Genomic DNA, 15,609 nt, shown 5'->3' with positions numbered 1-15,609 from the left:
GCGCATTTGCCGTTCCCTGCTGGTGCTTGGCAAGGGTGCATGGGTTGCGTTCCGTCGCCAAACCGCGAAAAGAGCGCACAACGGGTTTTAGGGAGTGACCATGTCCTCGACCATCGCCGAACTGGAACGTAAACGTGAAGCCGCTCGCATGGGCGGGGGCGAGAAACGCATCGCTGCGCAACATGCCAAGGGCAAGCTCACCGCGCGCGAGCGGCTCGATGTGCTTCTCGACGAAGGCTCGTTCGAAGAGCTTGATATGTATGTCGAACATAATTGCGTCGATTTCGGCATGGCCGATCAAAAGATTCCGGGCGATGGCGTCGTCACCGGATCGGGCACGATCAACGGTCGGCTGGTGTTCGTGTTCAGCCAGGATTTCACGGTGTTCGGCGGTTCGCTGTCGGAACGCCATGCGCAGAAGATCTGCAAGATCATGGACATGGCGCTGAAGGTCGGGGCACCCGTGATCGGCCTCAACGACAGCGGCGGCGCGCGCATCCAGGAAGGCGTCGCTTCGCTTGGCGGCTATGCCGAGGTGTTTCAGCGGAATGTTTTGGCGAGCGGCGTGGTGCCGCAGATCAGCCTCATCATGGGGCCGTGCGCGGGCGGCGCGGTCTATTCCCCGGCGATGACCGACTTCATCTTCATGGTGAAGGATTCGTCCTACATGTTCGTCACCGGGCCCGATGTGGTGAAGACGGTGACCAACGAAATCGTCACGCAGGAGGAATTGGGCGGCGCGGTGACGCACACCACCAAATCCGGCGTGGCCGATGTCGCGTTCGAAAACGATATCGAGGCGTTGCTGGCGGCGCGCGACTTCATCGATTTCCTGCCCGCCTCCAACCGCGAAGGCGCACCCGAACGTCCCTCGTCGGACCCATGGGACCGGATCGAGGCGTCGCTCGACACGCTGGTGCCAGCGTCGGCCAACCAGCCCTATGACATGCACGAGCTGATCCGAAAGACCGTCGATGAGGGCGACTTCTTCGAGGTTCAGCCGACCCATGCCGCGAACATCATTATCGGCTTCGGGCGGATCGAGGGGCGCACGGTCGGCTTCGTCGCCAACCAGCCGATGGTGCTGGCCGGGTGCCTCGACATCAATTCGTCCAAGAAGGCGGCGCGGTTCGTGCGCTTCTGCGATGCCTTCGAAATCCCGATCGTCACCTTTGTCGACGTGCCGGGATTCCTGCCGGGCACCGCGCAGGAGCTGAACGGCATCATCAAGCACGGCGCGAAGCTGCTGTTCGCGTATGCCGAAGCGACCGTGCCCAAGATCACCGTCATCACGCGCAAGGCTTATGGCGGGGCGTATGACGTGATGGCCTCGAAGCATTTGCGCGGCGACCTCAATTACGCCTGGCCGACCGCCGAGATCGCGGTGATGGGCGCGAAAGGTGCGGTCGAAATCATCTTTCGCGGCCGCACGCCCGAGGAAATTGCCGAGCAGACCGCACAGTATGAGGCGCGCTTCGCGAACCCGTTTGTGGCGGCGAGCAAGGGGTTCATCGACGAGGTGATCCAGCCGCACTCGACCCGCCGCCGCATCGCGCTGGGCTTGCGCAAGCTGCGCGGCAAGCAGTTGGAGAACCCGTGGAAGAAGCACGATAATATCCCGCTGTGAGGGGATCTTGTCCAAGGGCGCGAAAACCTTATAATCACATGATAAGGATTGCCGCGATGCAGACCGAACGTGTCACCTTTCTGACCACTCCCGAGAACAAGGCGGCGCTAGACTCTTATGCGTCCGGCGCGGGAAAATCCGTTGGGCATGTCCTGCGTGAGGCTTCGACCCGATACCTTGCTGGGGGGCAAAGCGAAGCGGACAGTTATGATGAGGCGCTCGCCCTGGTGCTGCCGGAGCTTGAAATCAGCCTTGCGAAGTGGAACCGCCAGTTGGACGCGATGAATGAATCGATCGACCGCGCCTGCGCGGCGATCGATCGCGCCTTGGCAGGCGACCCGGCGTGAGCACGAGCGAAAAGGCGTTCGGGCTCGTCAAGGCCGTTTTGACCTATCAAGAGCGTATGAATGGGCTGGAGAAAAAACTGGCCGCGCTCAGCGACGGCCTGACGCGGCTGGCGGATAGCCATGTCGCGCTGCGCGACCGGGTCAGCACGATTGAGGGCTACCTACGCGGTCGCAGGGATGCCGCCGCTGCATCTGACCTGCCGAGGATCGAAGGATAGTATCGGAACATCCCCGCTTTCCGACGCGCCGCAATCTGGTAGCAGGGACGCCATGATCCATCGTCTTGCCCTTTTTGTCCGCAGGCATAGCGTGTCGCCGGAGCTGAGCCGTGCCTACTGAGACCCCTCTCGATCGTTTCAAGGCCGTGCTGGGCGGCGCGGCGCGCGCGGTTGCGCATGAGCCCGAGATCGAGCTGGCCTTCACCGCCGATTCGCCGAGCCAGTCAGGCAAGCACATCAAGGTGCCGATGCCCGCGCGCACGCTGCCGGCCGAGCAGGTGGCCGAGGCGCGCGGCTTCGCCGACGGTTTCGCGCTGCGGCTGCGCTATCACGACACCGCGCTGCATGGCCGGATCGCGCCGCATGAGGCGGTGGCGCGCGCGGTGTTCGACGCGGTTGAGGGCGCGCGAGTCGAGGCGCTTGGCGCGCGCGGTTATGCCGGGATCGCCGCCAATCTCGACGTTGCGCTGGAAACGCGGTTGCGCGCCGACCCGATCACGCGCGCACGGACGCGCGACGAGGTGCCGCTGTCGACCGCGCTCGGGCTGATCGTGCGCGAACGCTTGACCGGTGCCCCGCCGCCCGACGCCACCGTGCCGGGGCTCGAGCTCGTCCGCGACTGGATCGAACAGAAAGCGGGGCGCGATCTCGATGCGCTGGGGCTCGCGATCGACGATCAGCGCGCCTTTGCCAGCCTGACCACCAAGCTGCTCGAAGATCTGGAGTTGATCGAAGGGGACATGATCCCCGACGAATCCGAGGAAGGCGGTTCCGAGGATGAAGGCTCGGAAGAGCAGCAGGACGATCAGGGCGACGAAGGCGAGGACGAAGGCGAGCAGGGCCAGGGCGAAATCGAGGCGCGCGGGTCCGAGCAGGATTCCGACAGCGAAGAGGGCGAAGGCACCGAGCAAAGCGACGATTCGTTCGACGATATGGACGGCGAGCCCGGCGACGAAGGCGAGGAGGGGATGCTCCCGGTGCGCCCCAACCGACCGTTCGCGGATTTCGCGCCGCAATTCGAATATAAAGCATGGACCACCGCCTATGACGAAGTCATCGCGGCGACCGATCTGTGCGATGCGGATGAACTGACGCGGCTGCGTTCCTATCTCGACCAGCAATTGGTGCATTTGCAGGGGGCAGTGACCAAGCTCGCCAACCGCCTGCAACGCCGCTTGATGGCGCAGCAGAACCGCAGTTGGGATTTCGACCAGGAAGAGGGCATTCTCGATGCGGCGCGGCTGGCGCGGATCGTGGTCAATCCGACGCTGTCGCTCAGTTACAAGGTCGAGCGCGAAACCGATTTCCGCGACACGGTGGTGACGCTGCTGATCGACAATTCGGGGTCGATGCGCGGTCGCCCGATTTCGATCGCGGCGATCAGCGCGGACATTCTGGCGCGCACGCTGGAGCGGTGCGGGGTCAAGACCGAGATCCTCGGCTTCACCACGCGCGCGTGGAAGGGCGGACAATCGCGCGAGACCTGGCTCGCCGCCGGGCGGCCACCGCAGCCGGGGCGGCTGAACGACGTGCGCCACATCGTCTATAAGAAGGCCGACGAGCCGTGGCGGCGCGCACGCACCTCGCTTGGGCTGATGATGCGCGAGGGGCTGCTAAAGGAAAATATCGATGGCGAGGCGCTGCTCTGGGCGCATTCGCGGATCATCGCGCGGCCCGAGGAACGCAAGATCCTGATGGTGATCTCGGACGGCGCGCCGGTCGACGATTCGACGCTGAGCGTCAATTCCGGGTCGTATCTCGAACGCCATTTGCGGCAGGTGATCGGCTGGATCGAAGCCAAGTCGCCGGTCGAACTGGCGGCGATCGGTATCGGCCATGACGTGACACGCTATTATGCGCGCGCGGTGACGATCATGGATGCGGAACAGCTAGGGGGTACGATCATAGAGCAGATCGCCGCCCTTTTCGACGCCCCGATGGGGCGAGGGCGTGGTTGAAGCGCCGCCGGGCGGGTTTATCGGCCCGGTCAAGCGTTCCGTTACCATTGCCGGACACCCAACGTCGATCAGTCTGGAGCCGATCTTCTGGCGTGCGCTGGAGGAGCAGGCGGAAATGCGCCTGCTGCCGCTCAACGCGTTGATCGCGCAAATCGATTCGGTGCGGATCCTTGCGGACGATCCCCCCAACCTTGCCAGCACTTTGCGAAGCTGGGTGTTGGCGGCGCAAAAATGCGAATAAATCGCAATAGCGTTGACAATGCGAGTGACTCGCAATAGCCGATCTCCATCTTCAAGGGGATCACACTTTGTCACACGCCGTTCGCAAGCCCGCTTATCTCGCTTTGTCCTGTGTCGGGGCGTTTGCCAGTTTTCCGGCCTTCGCCAACGATGTCGCGCCGCCCCCCGCCAATGATGAGGATCCGGAGCGCAAGGCCGATATCATCGTCAACGGCATCCACGAGCGTCGCCCCGCTGACCCCAAATTGGTCGCGCCGATCGTCGACACGCCCAAGTCGATCGTGGTGCTCGACAAGTCGGTGATCGAACAAACCGGTTCGACGACGTTGCAGGATGCGCTGCGCACCGTGCCCGGCATCACCTTCGGTGCGGCTGAGGGCGGCAACCCGATCGGGGACCGGCCGTTCATCCGCGGCTTTGACAGCCAGGGCTCGATTTATGTCGACGGGGTGCGCGACCTGGCCTCACAGACGCGCGAAGTGTTCGCGATCGATTCGGTTCAGATCGTGCGCGGGTCGGATTCCACGCTCGGCGGGCGCGGCAGCGCAGGTGGGACGATCAACATCCTCACCAAGCTGCCCCAGGCGCGCACCTTTGGCTCGATCGCGGGCAGCTATGGCAATGCCGACTATAAGCGCATTGTTGGTGATCTGAACCTCAAGCTCAGCGATACCGCCGCCTTCCGGATCGAAGGCCTGTGGCATGACCAGGATGTCGCCGGACGCGACGCCATCTATCAACGGCGCTGGGGTGTGGCCCCCAGCTTCACGATCGGGCTTGGCACGCCAACGCGGCTGACCGTCGGCTATTATCGCCTGGAAAGCCACGAATTGCCCGATAGCGGTATTCCCTATCTCTACACGATCGCCAATGCGCCCGGCACCGGCGCGATCCGCACCGAACCGGCGCTGGGGCAGATCACCACTGCCACCGGTCAGACCGGCTATGTCGCGCGCACGGCCTTTTATGGCCTCGCCAACCGTGATTTCCGCGATAGCACGACCGATCAGGCTACGGTGCGGGTCGAGCATGATTTTGGCGGGGTAACGCTGCGCAATACCGCGCGCTTCAGCCATGACAGCCAAGCCTATATCTTCACCTTGCCCGACGATTCGACCGGCAACGTCTATGGCAGCGGGCAAGTGTGGCGGCGCTCGAACACGCGCTACAGCTATGCCGAAAGCATCATCGACCAGCTCGATCTGTCGGGCAGCTTCAACACCGGCACGATCAAACACGATTTTGCGGTTGGTGCCGAAGTGTCGTGGGAAAAGGCGCGGCGCGGCACCTATGTCACGCGCGGCTATCTCAATTCCAGCGGGGTCGAGATCCTCTCCAACGGCTCGACTATTTCCCCGCGCTGCAACACCGCCACCGTCGCGCGTTATTATTGTGCGAGCATCTTCTCGGCCAATCCGAACGATCCCTGGGTCAATTACGCCAGCGACACTTCGACCACCGCGTCGCCGATCGTGCGCTCGCTGCCGCTGGAAGAGACGCAGAACGACGCCGAAACCCAGGCGCTTTACGGGTTCGATTCGATCACGCTGCTGCCGTCGCTGATCCTGAACGTCGGCGCGCGCTACGACCGCTTCACCTCGCGGATTACGCCCGGGCAGGCGGCCAATGCGACCACGTCGTTCCGCTTCTCGCGCACCGACGAGCTGTTCAACTGGCAGGCGGGTTTGGTGTTCAAGCCGACCAAGGAAACCAGCCTCTACGCCAGCTATGCCACCGCAGCGACGCCGCCCAACAGCCTGCTGGGCGAGGGCCGTGAGGACAATGCGCTACCAACCACCTCGGCCACGGCGAACGTGCTCGATTCGTTGAAGGTGCAAAAGACCAAGTCGTATGAAGTCGGCGCGAAGGCGAGCCTGTTCGGCGAGAAGCTGGCGCTGGGCCTCGCGGTGTTCCAGACCGACATCGCCAATGCCCGCGTGACCGATGCCAATAACAACATCGCCTATCTCGGCTCGACGCGCATCCGGGGTCTCGAACTCACCGCCAGCGGCACCGTGCTGCCGGGCTGGACAGTGTTCGGTGGCTACACCTTCCTTGACGCCAAGATCGTCGATGGCGGTTTCACCGCACTGACGGTGGCGGCAAACGGCGCGGCGAAGGCAACGACGGTGCTGGTACCCTCGGTCAACACCGGCAAGGATGTGCCGCAGACCGCGCGCAATAGTTTCACTCTGTCGACCAATTATGAAGTCACCAAACGCCTCTCGATCGGCGGCGGGGCCTATTACATGGACAAGCAGAATGGCGGTTATGCCGACAACCGCACGGCCACGCAGACTGCGGCTGGGGTGATCACGGTCAATCCTGCGACGAAGATCTTGACGCGCGGCATCCCCAGCTATTGGCGCTTCGACGCGCAGGCGCGGTTCAAGCTCAACGATCGGCTGGAACTGTCGGTCAACGCGCAGAACCTGACCGACAAGGTCTATTTCACGCAGACTTACACCAGCCATTATGCGTCGATCGCGCCCGGTCGTACCGTGTTCGGCACGGTGAAGGTGGCGTTTTGATCGCGCTGTCGGAAGCGGAGATCGCCGCGCGCCTGTCCGGATCGCCGGAAGAGCGCGCCGCCTTCCTGCGCGAGTGCGCCGAAGGCGGGGTGGCCGAGGCGCAGGCGCTGTACGGTCAATTGCTGCTCGACGGCACGGGTGTGGCGCAGGATGCGCCCGCCGCGCTGGGTTGGTTCGTCAAGGCGGCGGCGCAGCATCACCTGATGGCGATCAACATGGTCGGGCGGTGCTACGATCTCGGCTGGGGCACCGCGCCCGACAAGGCGCGCGCGGCAGCGTGTTATCGCATCGCCGCCGAGCGCGGGCTCGATTGGGGGATGTACAATTATGCGACGCTGCTCGCGCTCGGGCAGGGCGTGACCGAGGACAAGCCGTTGGCGCTGGAATGGTTCTGCAAGGCGGCGGCGCTTGGCAATGCCAAGGCGATCAATTTCGTCGGTAGCTTTCATGAAGATGGCTGGGTCGTGCCGCGCGATCTTGCCAAGGCGGCAACCTGCTATGCCCGCGCGGCGCACGGCGGTGATTTCCGGGGTGCCTTCAACCACGCCCGTATGTTGGCTGCCAAGGGTGGGATCGACGAAGCACTGAGCTGGCTTCGCCGCGCGGGCGCGACAGCGACCCCGGCCTTTGTCGAGAAGGCAGCGGCCTGGCTGGCGACATCCGATATCCCCGCGCTGCGCAAACGTGGCGTGCAAGCCCTCAGGACCGCTGCATCATGCTGACCGTCATTCCCGATATGTTGAGCGCGACCCAGGTCGCGGAAGTGCGCGCGCTGATCGATGCCGCGCAATGGATCGACGGCAACGATACCTCGGGCAACCAGTCGGCATTGGCCAAGCACAATGCGCAACTGCCCGAGGATTCGGAGGCGGCGCGGCGCGGCGGGGCGATGGTGCTCGACGCGCTCGCCGCCTCGCCGCTGTTCGTGGCCGCTGCGCTGCCGCTCAAGGTGTTTCCGCCGCTGTTCAACCGCTATGCGCCGGGCGACGGCTTCGGCGCGCATGTCGACACCGCAATCCGTATCCGCCGCGGCAGCGACTTCCGCATTCGTAGCGATTTGTCGGCGACGCTCTTCCTCGCCGATCCCGACAGCTATGACGGTGGCGAACTCGTCGTCCAGATGCAGTTTGGCGAGCAGCGGGTGAAGCTGCCGGCCGGGCAGATGGTGCTCTATCCGGCGTCGAGCCTGCACCATGTCGCGCCGGTAACGCGCGGCGCGCGCGTCGCCAGCTTCTTCTGGATCCAGTCGATGATCCGCAACAACGAAGCGCGCGCCACGCTGCTCGATCTCGACACCGCGATCCAGTCGGTCGGCGCGCGGCTGGGGCAGGGGGACAGCGAGGTCGTCCGGCTGACCGGTGTCTACCACAATTTGCTGCGCCAGTGGGCGGAGGTGTGATGAGCAAGATCGGTCTGCGCAACGCCTGGTTTCAGGTGCATAAATGGATCGGCCTGACCCTCGCGATCCTCATCATCCCACTCTCGCTGACTGGGGCTGCGCTGGTGTGGGACGAAGCGCTCGACCATGCGCTCAACCCGCAACGCTATGCGACCAGCGGCAGCAACACGCTGGACCCGCAGCGTTACGTTGCGGCCGCGCGCGGGGTACTCGAGCCGGGGGACCGCATTGCGGCACTGACGCTGCCGGATGCGCCGGGCGAACCGGTCGTCGTTTCGGCGAGCCTCGCGGGCAAGGGCATGCGGGTCCAAGGTCCGCCGCCGCGCAAGACGGTCTGGCTCGATCCGCCGAGCGCGCGCGTGCTGGATTTTGCCAATAGCGGGAGCGGTCTGATCCGCACGCTGCACATGATCCACGGGTCGATGCTCATTCCGGGCGTTGGGCGGCAGGTGGTTGGCTGGATCGGCGTCGCGATGCTGCTGTCGTGCGTATCGGGGCTATGGCTGTGGTGGCCGACGGTGGGGCGCTGGGTACGCGGCTTGCGCTGGCGGCGGCACCGCAACACCGACACCAATCTGCATCATTTGCTCGGCTTCTGGATCGCGTTGCCGCTGTTCGTGCTGTCACTGACGGGGGCGTGGATTTCCTTCCCGCAAGTCTTTGGCGGTGGCGGCCCGGCGGCGGGAATGCGGCCGAATGCACCGCGCCCGGTGCCGCTGGCGCAGCCGGGCCTCGCGCTTGCTACCGTGATCGCCAGCGCGCGGGCGGCGGTACCGGGCGAGGTGTCCAAAGTGGAATGGCCGACCGATCAGAAACCGATGTGGAAGGTCGGCTTTGCGCATGAAGCACGCGGCGTTGCGATCGATGATCGAAATGGCGCGACCGAGGCGACCCGCGCCGCGCCCGAACCGCTCGCGCGCACGATGCGGCGAATCCACGACGGCACCCGGATGGGGCTGGTGTGGCAGATCGTGATCTTCCTGGGCGGGCTGTTGCCCGCGATCCTGGCGGTGACCGGAATCATCATGTGGTGGCGCGCGCGGGGCTGGCGGGCGCAACTGAAGGCGCGGCAGCGGGCGCGGGCCTGATCCTCCCCGGCACGGGGAGGATCACCGGTTTACCGTCCCAGCAGTACCCGCGCCTGACCCGCAATCTGCGCCAGCATCGCCGCATTGGGTGCAGGGGCCATGCGGGCGCGGTCGACCACCGCCTTGAACTGGCCGACGCGCCCGGCATTGTCGGCCAGCCACGTCTCGACCAGCGCCTGCGGATCCGCGTCGCTGCCGCTCGCGCCGCGCCCGAGAAATTCCAGCCGCAACTGCTGGAAGTCGCGGGCGAGGCCTGCGATCAGCAAGCGTTCCCACGGATCGCTCGACGAAATGCGCGCGGCATGGGCCTGCGCCCAATCCAGCCCCAGCGCCTGGCCGAGCCGGGTGAAGGCGCGCGTCAGCACGGTCTCGTTCAGGCCCAGCCGCTCGCCGAGATCGGCCAGGCCGACCGCGCCGTCGAGTTCGAACAGGCGCACGACCTTCTGCACCAGCTTCTTGGGTGCCCCCGCCGTTTCCAGAGTGACGGCGATGCGGGCGCTCTGCGCGCTGGCTTCTTCGAGCAGCAATGCCTTGGTCTGCTTGTCGAGCTGGGCAATGCCCTTGCTGAGCCGCGCGAGCGCCGCGCCCGGCCCGGTGCCACTGCGCGTGACACGCAGCAGATCGGCAATTTGCGAGCGCGTTGCGACCGCAACTTCGTCGAACAAGGCAATGCGCGCATTTTCGGGCATCGCCGCCGTTTCGATCTCGCGCCACAAGGTCGGTAAGTCGAACAGGCGTTCGGCGACGACGAACATCGCCGCGATGTCGCTCATCGCCGCGCCTTCTTCCTCGGCGAGTTCGAACGGGTAGAGCACGCCCATGCGGTTGACGATGCGGTTGGCGAGCTTGGTGGCGACGATTTCGCCGCGCAGCCGGTGCTGGTCGATCGCCGCACCGAACTTCTTGCGCATTGCAGGCGGGAAGGCGGCGTGGAGATCGGGCAGTAACTCGGGATCGAGACCGAGGCCCGCTTTCTCGATCGATGCCTGCAGGGCGAGCTTGGCGGTCGCCAGCAGTACGGCGAGTTCAGGCCGGGTGAGCCCGCGCCCTTCGGCGGCGCGCCGCAACAGGTCGTCATTGCCGGCCAGCCCCTCGACCGCGCGATCGAGCGAACCGCCTGCCTCGAAAATCTCGATCAAGCGGACATAGCTCGGCACGTCGCGCGCGCCATCGCTCTCGGCGATCGACAGCGCGAGCGTTTGCAGGCGGTTATCTTCCAGCACGAGATGCGCGACATCGTCGGTCATCCCGGCGAGGAAGGTGTTGCGCTTGTCATAGCCGAGGCGGCCTTCGATCATCTCGCGGTTAAGCGCGATCTTGATGTTGACCTCATTGTCCGAACAATCGACGCCGGCCGAATTGTCGATGAAGTCGGTGTTGATGCGCCCGCCGCGTGCCGAAAAGGCGATGCGCGCGGCCTGGGTGACACCCAGGTTCGCGCCTTCGCCGATCGCGGTGGCGCGCAGATCCTCGGCGTCGACGCGCAGCCGATCATTGGCGGGATCGCCGACCGCGATATTGTTCTCGGCGCGCGCCTTCACATAGGTGCCGATGCCGCCGAACCAGATCAGGTCGACTGGGGCCTTCAGGATCGCCGAGATCAGCGCGCCCGGTTCCATTTCGCTTGCCTCGATGCCAAGCGCCGCGCGCACTTGTTTGGACAGCTTGATGATCTTGTCGGTGCGCGGGAACACGCCGCCGCCCTTGGAGATGAGCGAGGCGTCGTAATCCGCCCAGCTCGAACGGGGCAGGGCGAACATGCGCGCCCGCTCGGCCCAGCTTGCGGCGGGGTCGGGATCGGGATCGAGGAAGATATGGCGATGGTCGAACGCCGCGACGATCTTGAGCGTCTGGCTCAGCAACATGCCGTTGCCGAACACGTCGCCCGACATGTCGCCGCAGCCGACGACGCGGATCGGTTGCGTCTGCACGTCCACCCCGCGCTCGGCGAAGTGGCGCTGGACGCTGACCCACGCGCCCTTGGCGGTGATGCCCATCGCCTTGTGGTCATAGCCGACCGAGCCGCCGCTGGCGAAGGCGTCGCCCAGCCAGAAATGGTGTTCGAGCGCAATCGCATTGGCGACGTCGGAAAAGGTCGCAGTGCCCTTGTCGGCGGCGACGACGAAATAGGGGTCGTCGCCATCATGGATGACGACGTCGGTCGGATGCACCACCGCGCCCTCGACGATATTGTCGGTGATCGACAGCAGCGCCCGGATGAACACGCGGTAGCTTTCGGTGCCCTCGGCCAGCCAGGCATCGCGATTGGACGCAGGCGGCAATTGCTTGGGGTAGAAGCCACCCTTGGCACCGGTCGGTACGATCACGGCATTCTTGACGCGCTGCGCCTTCATCAGGCCCAGGATTTCGGTGCGGAAGTCGTCGCGCCGGTCAGACCAGCGCAAGCCGCCACGTGCCACTGGCCCGGCGCGCAAGTGGATGCCTTCGATCCGCGGCGAATAGACCCAGATTTCGCGCCATGGCACGGGCGCGGGCAGGCCGGGAACGAGGTGACTGTCGAGCTTGAACGCCAGCGCCGCCTGGCCAGCGGGGGCAAAGGCGTTGGTGCGCAGCGTTGCGGCGATGACGCTGCGCAGCGAGCGCAGGATGCGGTCGTCGTCGATCGCGGAAACCGCGTCGAGCCCGGTATCGATCGCGGCGTCGGCGGCGGCGATGTCACGGCGCTTGCGTGCCGGATCATGCGCAACAGCGAAGCGCTCGATCAGCGCGGCGGCCACCTTCGGCGCGCGCCGCAGCGCGTCGACCACCGTAACCAGACCATAGGTCAGTCCCGCCTGGCGCAGATAGCGGAACCATGCGCGGAACAGCACGACCGATGCCGGTGCCATGTCGGCATCGACGATCAGGCGATTGAACGCATCGTTTTCGGCCTTGCCCTCCAGCACAGCCTGGATCGCATTTTCCAGCACGCTGGTGTCGGCTGACAAGCGCACGCCCGCCGCCTCGACCAGAAATTCATGCACAAAACCCTGTTCGTCGCCGATCAGCGCGGTCGGCAATTCCTCGATCACGCGGAAGCCGAAATTCTCCAGCACCGGCGCCGCATCCGACAGTGCCAGCGCCCCGCCCAGACGATAGATTTTCAGCCGCGCCGCGCCGCGTTCGTCGCGATACATCCGCACCGAGCGATCGGCTGCGGTTTCCAGCCGCGCCAGCCGCACGATGTCGCGCGCGGCCTCCTCGGCAGTGTTGGCATTGCGATAGCCCGCCGGGAAATTGGCGGCATGTTTCAGGGCAAGCCGTGCGGCGCGCGCCGCATCGGTCTGTTCGACCAGCGCCGCCTCGACCGCCGGCACCCAGCCGCGCACCATCCGCGCGATCCGCGTGTCGAGAGCGTCGGTATCGGGCAGCACGCCGCCCTCGCGCAGATCGAGCGTGAAGCGAATCAGCGCAATCGTGTCGTCGACTTCGATCGACCAGTTGAGCACGCTCGCCTTGGCCGCCTCCGCCAGCATGTCGCCGATCGCAGTGCGGCGCGCGGTGGTCAGGTCGTCGCGGGGCAGCCAAACGAACGCGAACAGATGCCGACCGAGCACGCTGCGCACCAGCCGCAGCTTCGGGCGCGGGCGGTCCGCGAGCGACATCGCGGTAAGCGCGACATCCTCGAGCGCATCGGGCGTAAAGGCGATGACCAGGTCATGCGGCAAACCGGCCAGCGCGTGGGTGAGCGCCTTGCCGGTATGGCCCTTGGGATCGAAACCGAACTTCGCCTCGAGCGCCGCGAGCCGTTCGCGCAATACCGGCACATCCTGCGGGGCCGCATTCAGCGCGCTGCTGGTCCACAGACCGGCGTGGATCGACAGGCCGACGATCTGGTCCTTGTCGCGAACCGGCACGACCGCCAAATCGAGCGGGACGTGGCGATGCACGCCCGAAATCAGGTTGGATTTGAGCAGCAAGGGCGCTTGCCCGCCCTTGGCGAACCATTCCATCGCGAGCGTGCGCGAGGCTTCGGCCAGGATCGGCACCGCGCGCGGGTTGCGGGCAATGCCAAGCGCGGTCTCGCTCCGGCCGATCCACAATTCATGGCCCAGCAGCGTGAACTTCTGGTCGAGCAGCCAGAACAGCAAGGCGGCACCTTCCCCGGCGGGCAGCGTGGCGATGTCCGCCGCCATCGCATCCTGCAGCGCCTGCCAGTCTCCCACCGCTGCGCGCACATCGGCCAGATTGCGTTCCAGTGCGGCGATCAGATCGCGCCGTTCGCGCGCATCGGCACGCTCCAGCTCGATATAGATCATCGATTCGGGCGAACCCTTGTCGTCGACGCTGACCAGCGCCCCGTCCGAATCGCGGCTTACGCACACGACGGGGTGGATGATGCGGTCGATTGCAATGTCGTGGCTGCCGATCGTCGCGGCGATCGAATCGACCAGGAAGGGCATGTCGTCATTGACGATGGCCAGCCGCATCCGTCGGCGCGGGTCGGTGCCGGGCAGCGGCTCCAGCGCGATATTCGGAACGCCGGTCGTGCGCCGTTCGGCCGTGGCGGCGACAAACGCCGCAGCATCCGCGCGCTCGGTCTTGCCGAACCCCTGCAATTCGCCCGGAAGCGCACCTTTGGTCAACCGGACGGCCAATGCATCCGACAGCGATTTCAGCGTGGTTTTTGCCATAGCCGCCCTATGCGCCGGTCGCGTGACGACCTCAAGACTTGTGGCAGCGCACAAATTTGCCCGGCCGGGGCGGAGGGGGCGGCTTACACCATCCGGCGCATCGCCCGCTCGGTCAGCGTAGCGTCGTCGCCAATTTCAGCGACGATATCGAGCATGCCCCCGTCGCTGGCGCGCGCGAGCAGCAGGACATAGTCCCCCGGTGCCACGTTGCTTTCGATCGCGACGCTGGCGAGGGTCGGACGATTGGCCAGCGCCGACGCGCGATCGACCCGCGCCTTCGGATTTGGGGTTCGGGCGGCGCGCTCGGCCTTGACCACGCCCTTGATGCCCCCCTCGAACGAATCGAGGAAGTCACCCAAGGCCCCTATTGCGACGCCCATGCGGCGGGCGTGGGCGAGAACGGCCGCATATTCGGTCAGACGCGTTTTGTCGTAATCGGCCCCGAAGATCAGTTTCACGATCGGTGTCATCGGCGCGCGCAATTGTACGGCGATTCCTGCCGATGCCAGCAGCGCGTCATATCCGACCGGATCGGCGTCCGCCGCTGCGGCAAATTCGTGGGCGCGTCCGAGCACGCGGTACAGTGTGGCGCGGTGGCGGGTGTCGGCGGCGCGGAGCGCAGCGGCGGTCTGCTGTGCGAGCATCAATTGGTCGATCAGCGTGGCTCCGGCGATCGTCGGGCTTTCGCGGTCCATTGGCGCATCGTCGTCGAAACCGGCACTGGGACCATCGGCCCACACCGGTGCGGTCACGGCAGATTTGGGTGCGGTCGCGACCGCCGCCGTGATTTCCGCCTGGAGCTTGGCTTGCGTCTCCGCGTCGACCAGCTCCTTCCAATTGATGACGCCGTAGATGAAATCGATTGAATCCTCGTCGGAGGAAAAGGGCATCAGGATGCCGCGATACATCGTGTTGAATCCGCGGGTACTGACAAACTCCGCCTCGAATCCGATCGGCGCGCGATTCGCGATGATTTGCAGATAATGGTCGGTCAGCCGGGACAAGAGCGAGCGACTCGGCACTTGTGCGATGTGGGTGATGGAGGAGTCGAGCGCGCATTCCTCGCGCAGCGCCTTGCCGAGAAAGGCGATGGCAGGATTTTCGATCCCGGCGGAGAAATCGAGCAGCACGCTATGCGGGCCGAAATCGGTGATGTTGGCCGGATCGAGATCCTCGATCGACGGATAAGCGCGCCCGCCAAGCAGCGACACCCAATAATTATAAGCGCGAACGTGCATTCGCCGTTCGTCGGTGCCGACGTCTATCTGCGTATCGACGCCGCCGGTATCGGCGTCTTGGTCGGCGCGACCGCTGTCGATCTCATCCGTGCCGAGCCGATCTTCCTCGAAACCGCGAACACTATCCATTGCGCAAACGCCTCACCTGGCGCGACCCGACCCGACATGGGCGAGCGTCACCGGCACGCCTTGTGCGCCGTGCGTGGTAAACGTCGGGTAAAGGGCATCCGTTTTCGGAGAGCGCGCGATGCACCTCGCATCGCAACGCTTGTCAGCCCGCAAACGACCTGATAAGCGCCCGCCCTCGCGTTGGTTCGTACGGATCAGCG

Annotated in this window: 11 protein-coding genes; 9 read left to right on the top strand and 2 right to left on the bottom strand. The window is 65.2% G+C overall.

Features of this window, described 5'->3' with window-relative positions:
* Positions 1-100 precede the first annotated feature (100 nt).
* From EJC47_RS00820 to EJC47_RS00780, 9 genes are all read left to right on the top strand, one after another.
* Positions 101-1,627, top strand: a complete 1,527-nt coding sequence (locus EJC47_RS00820) for an acyl-CoA carboxylase subunit beta (RefSeq protein WP_126845097.1) — start codon at positions 101-103, stop codon at positions 1,625-1,627.
* A 56-nt stretch (positions 1,628-1,683) separates the two neighbouring features.
* Positions 1,684-1,974, top strand: coding sequence for a hypothetical protein (locus EJC47_RS00815; RefSeq protein ID WP_033964542.1), 291 nt, complete (start codon positions 1,684-1,686; stop codon positions 1,972-1,974).
* Positions 1,971-2,192, top strand: a complete 222-nt coding sequence (locus EJC47_RS00810; RefSeq protein ID WP_126845096.1) for a hypothetical protein — start codon at positions 1,971-1,973, stop codon at positions 2,190-2,192. Before EJC47_RS00815 ends, EJC47_RS00810 begins: the two co-directional genes overlap by 4 nt.
* A gap of 110 nt (positions 2,193-2,302) precedes the next feature.
* A complete protein-coding gene (gene cobT, locus EJC47_RS00805) occupies positions 2,303-4,150 on the top strand; it encodes a cobaltochelatase subunit CobT (RefSeq protein WP_126845095.1) in 1,848 nt (615 codons plus the stop codon).
* Entirely contained in the window at positions 4,143-4,391 is a 249-nt protein-coding gene (locus EJC47_RS00800; RefSeq protein WP_126845094.1) for a ribbon-helix-helix domain-containing protein, read from the top strand. The genes cobT and EJC47_RS00800 overlap by 8 nt, the downstream gene beginning before the upstream one ends.
* Positions 4,392-4,458: 67 nt before the next feature.
* Positions 4,459-6,921 (top strand): TonB-dependent receptor, encoded by a 2,463-nt coding sequence (locus EJC47_RS00795; RefSeq protein WP_126845093.1) that lies wholly within the window; start codon positions 4,459-4,461, stop codon positions 6,919-6,921.
* Positions 6,918-7,643, top strand: a complete 726-nt coding sequence (locus EJC47_RS00790; protein ID WP_126845092.1) for a tetratricopeptide repeat protein — start codon at positions 6,918-6,920, stop codon at positions 7,641-7,643. Before EJC47_RS00795 ends, EJC47_RS00790 begins: the two co-directional genes overlap by 4 nt.
* The gene (locus tag EJC47_RS00785) at positions 7,637-8,320 is read left to right on the top strand and encodes a Fe2+-dependent dioxygenase (protein WP_126845091.1); all 684 of its coding nucleotides are present in this window, start codon (positions 7,637-7,639) and stop codon (positions 8,318-8,320) included. Before EJC47_RS00790 ends, EJC47_RS00785 begins: the two co-directional genes overlap by 7 nt.
* The gene (locus tag EJC47_RS00780) at positions 8,320-9,408 is read left to right on the top strand and encodes a PepSY-associated TM helix domain-containing protein (RefSeq protein ID WP_126845090.1); all 1,089 of its coding nucleotides are present in this window, start codon (positions 8,320-8,322) and stop codon (positions 9,406-9,408) included. Before EJC47_RS00785 ends, EJC47_RS00780 begins: the two co-directional genes overlap by 1 nt.
* Positions 9,409-9,437: 29 nt before the next feature.
* On the opposite strand, the gene EJC47_RS00775 is transcribed toward EJC47_RS00780, so the two are convergent.
* Positions 9,438-14,042: an NAD-glutamate dehydrogenase gene (locus tag EJC47_RS00775; protein ID WP_126845089.1), complete on the bottom strand. Its 4,605-nt coding sequence runs from the start codon at positions 14,040-14,042 to the stop codon at positions 9,438-9,440.
* Positions 14,043-14,125: 83 nt separating this feature from the next.
* Entirely contained in the window at positions 14,126-15,409 is a 1,284-nt protein-coding gene (locus tag EJC47_RS00770; RefSeq protein ID WP_033964534.1) for a PAS domain-containing protein, read from the bottom strand.
* Between the last annotated feature and the right edge of the window lie 200 nt (positions 15,410-15,609).

The sequence above is a fragment of the Sphingomonas sp. TF3 genome, from assembly GCF_003985085.1.
In the GTDB taxonomy this organism is placed as follows: Bacteria; Pseudomonadota; Alphaproteobacteria; order Sphingomonadales; family Sphingomonadaceae; genus Sphingomonas.
This window is presented reverse-complemented; position numbering and strand designations above follow the sequence as displayed.

What these genes read in the sequence shown, in the direction of transcription:
- EJC47_RS00770 (WP_033964534.1), bottom strand. Translation starts at nt 15,409, where the DNA reads ATGGATAGTGTTCGCGGTTTCGAGGAAGATCGGCTCGGCACGGATGAG.
- EJC47_RS00820 (WP_126845097.1), top strand. Translation starts at nt 101, where the DNA reads ATGTCCTCGACCATCGCCGAACTGGAACGTAAACGTGAAGCCGCTCGC.
- EJC47_RS00775 (WP_126845089.1), bottom strand. Translation starts at nt 14,042, where the DNA reads ATGGCAAAAACCACGCTGAAATCGCTGTCGGATGCATTGGCCGTCCGG.
- EJC47_RS00780 (WP_126845090.1), top strand. Translation starts at nt 8,320, where the DNA reads ATGAGCAAGATCGGTCTGCGCAACGCCTGGTTTCAGGTGCATAAATGG.
- EJC47_RS00785 (WP_126845091.1), top strand. Translation starts at nt 7,637, where the DNA reads ATGCTGACCGTCATTCCCGATATGTTGAGCGCGACCCAGGTCGCGGAA.
- EJC47_RS00815 (WP_033964542.1), top strand. Translation starts at nt 1,684, where the DNA reads ATGCAGACCGAACGTGTCACCTTTCTGACCACTCCCGAGAACAAGGCG.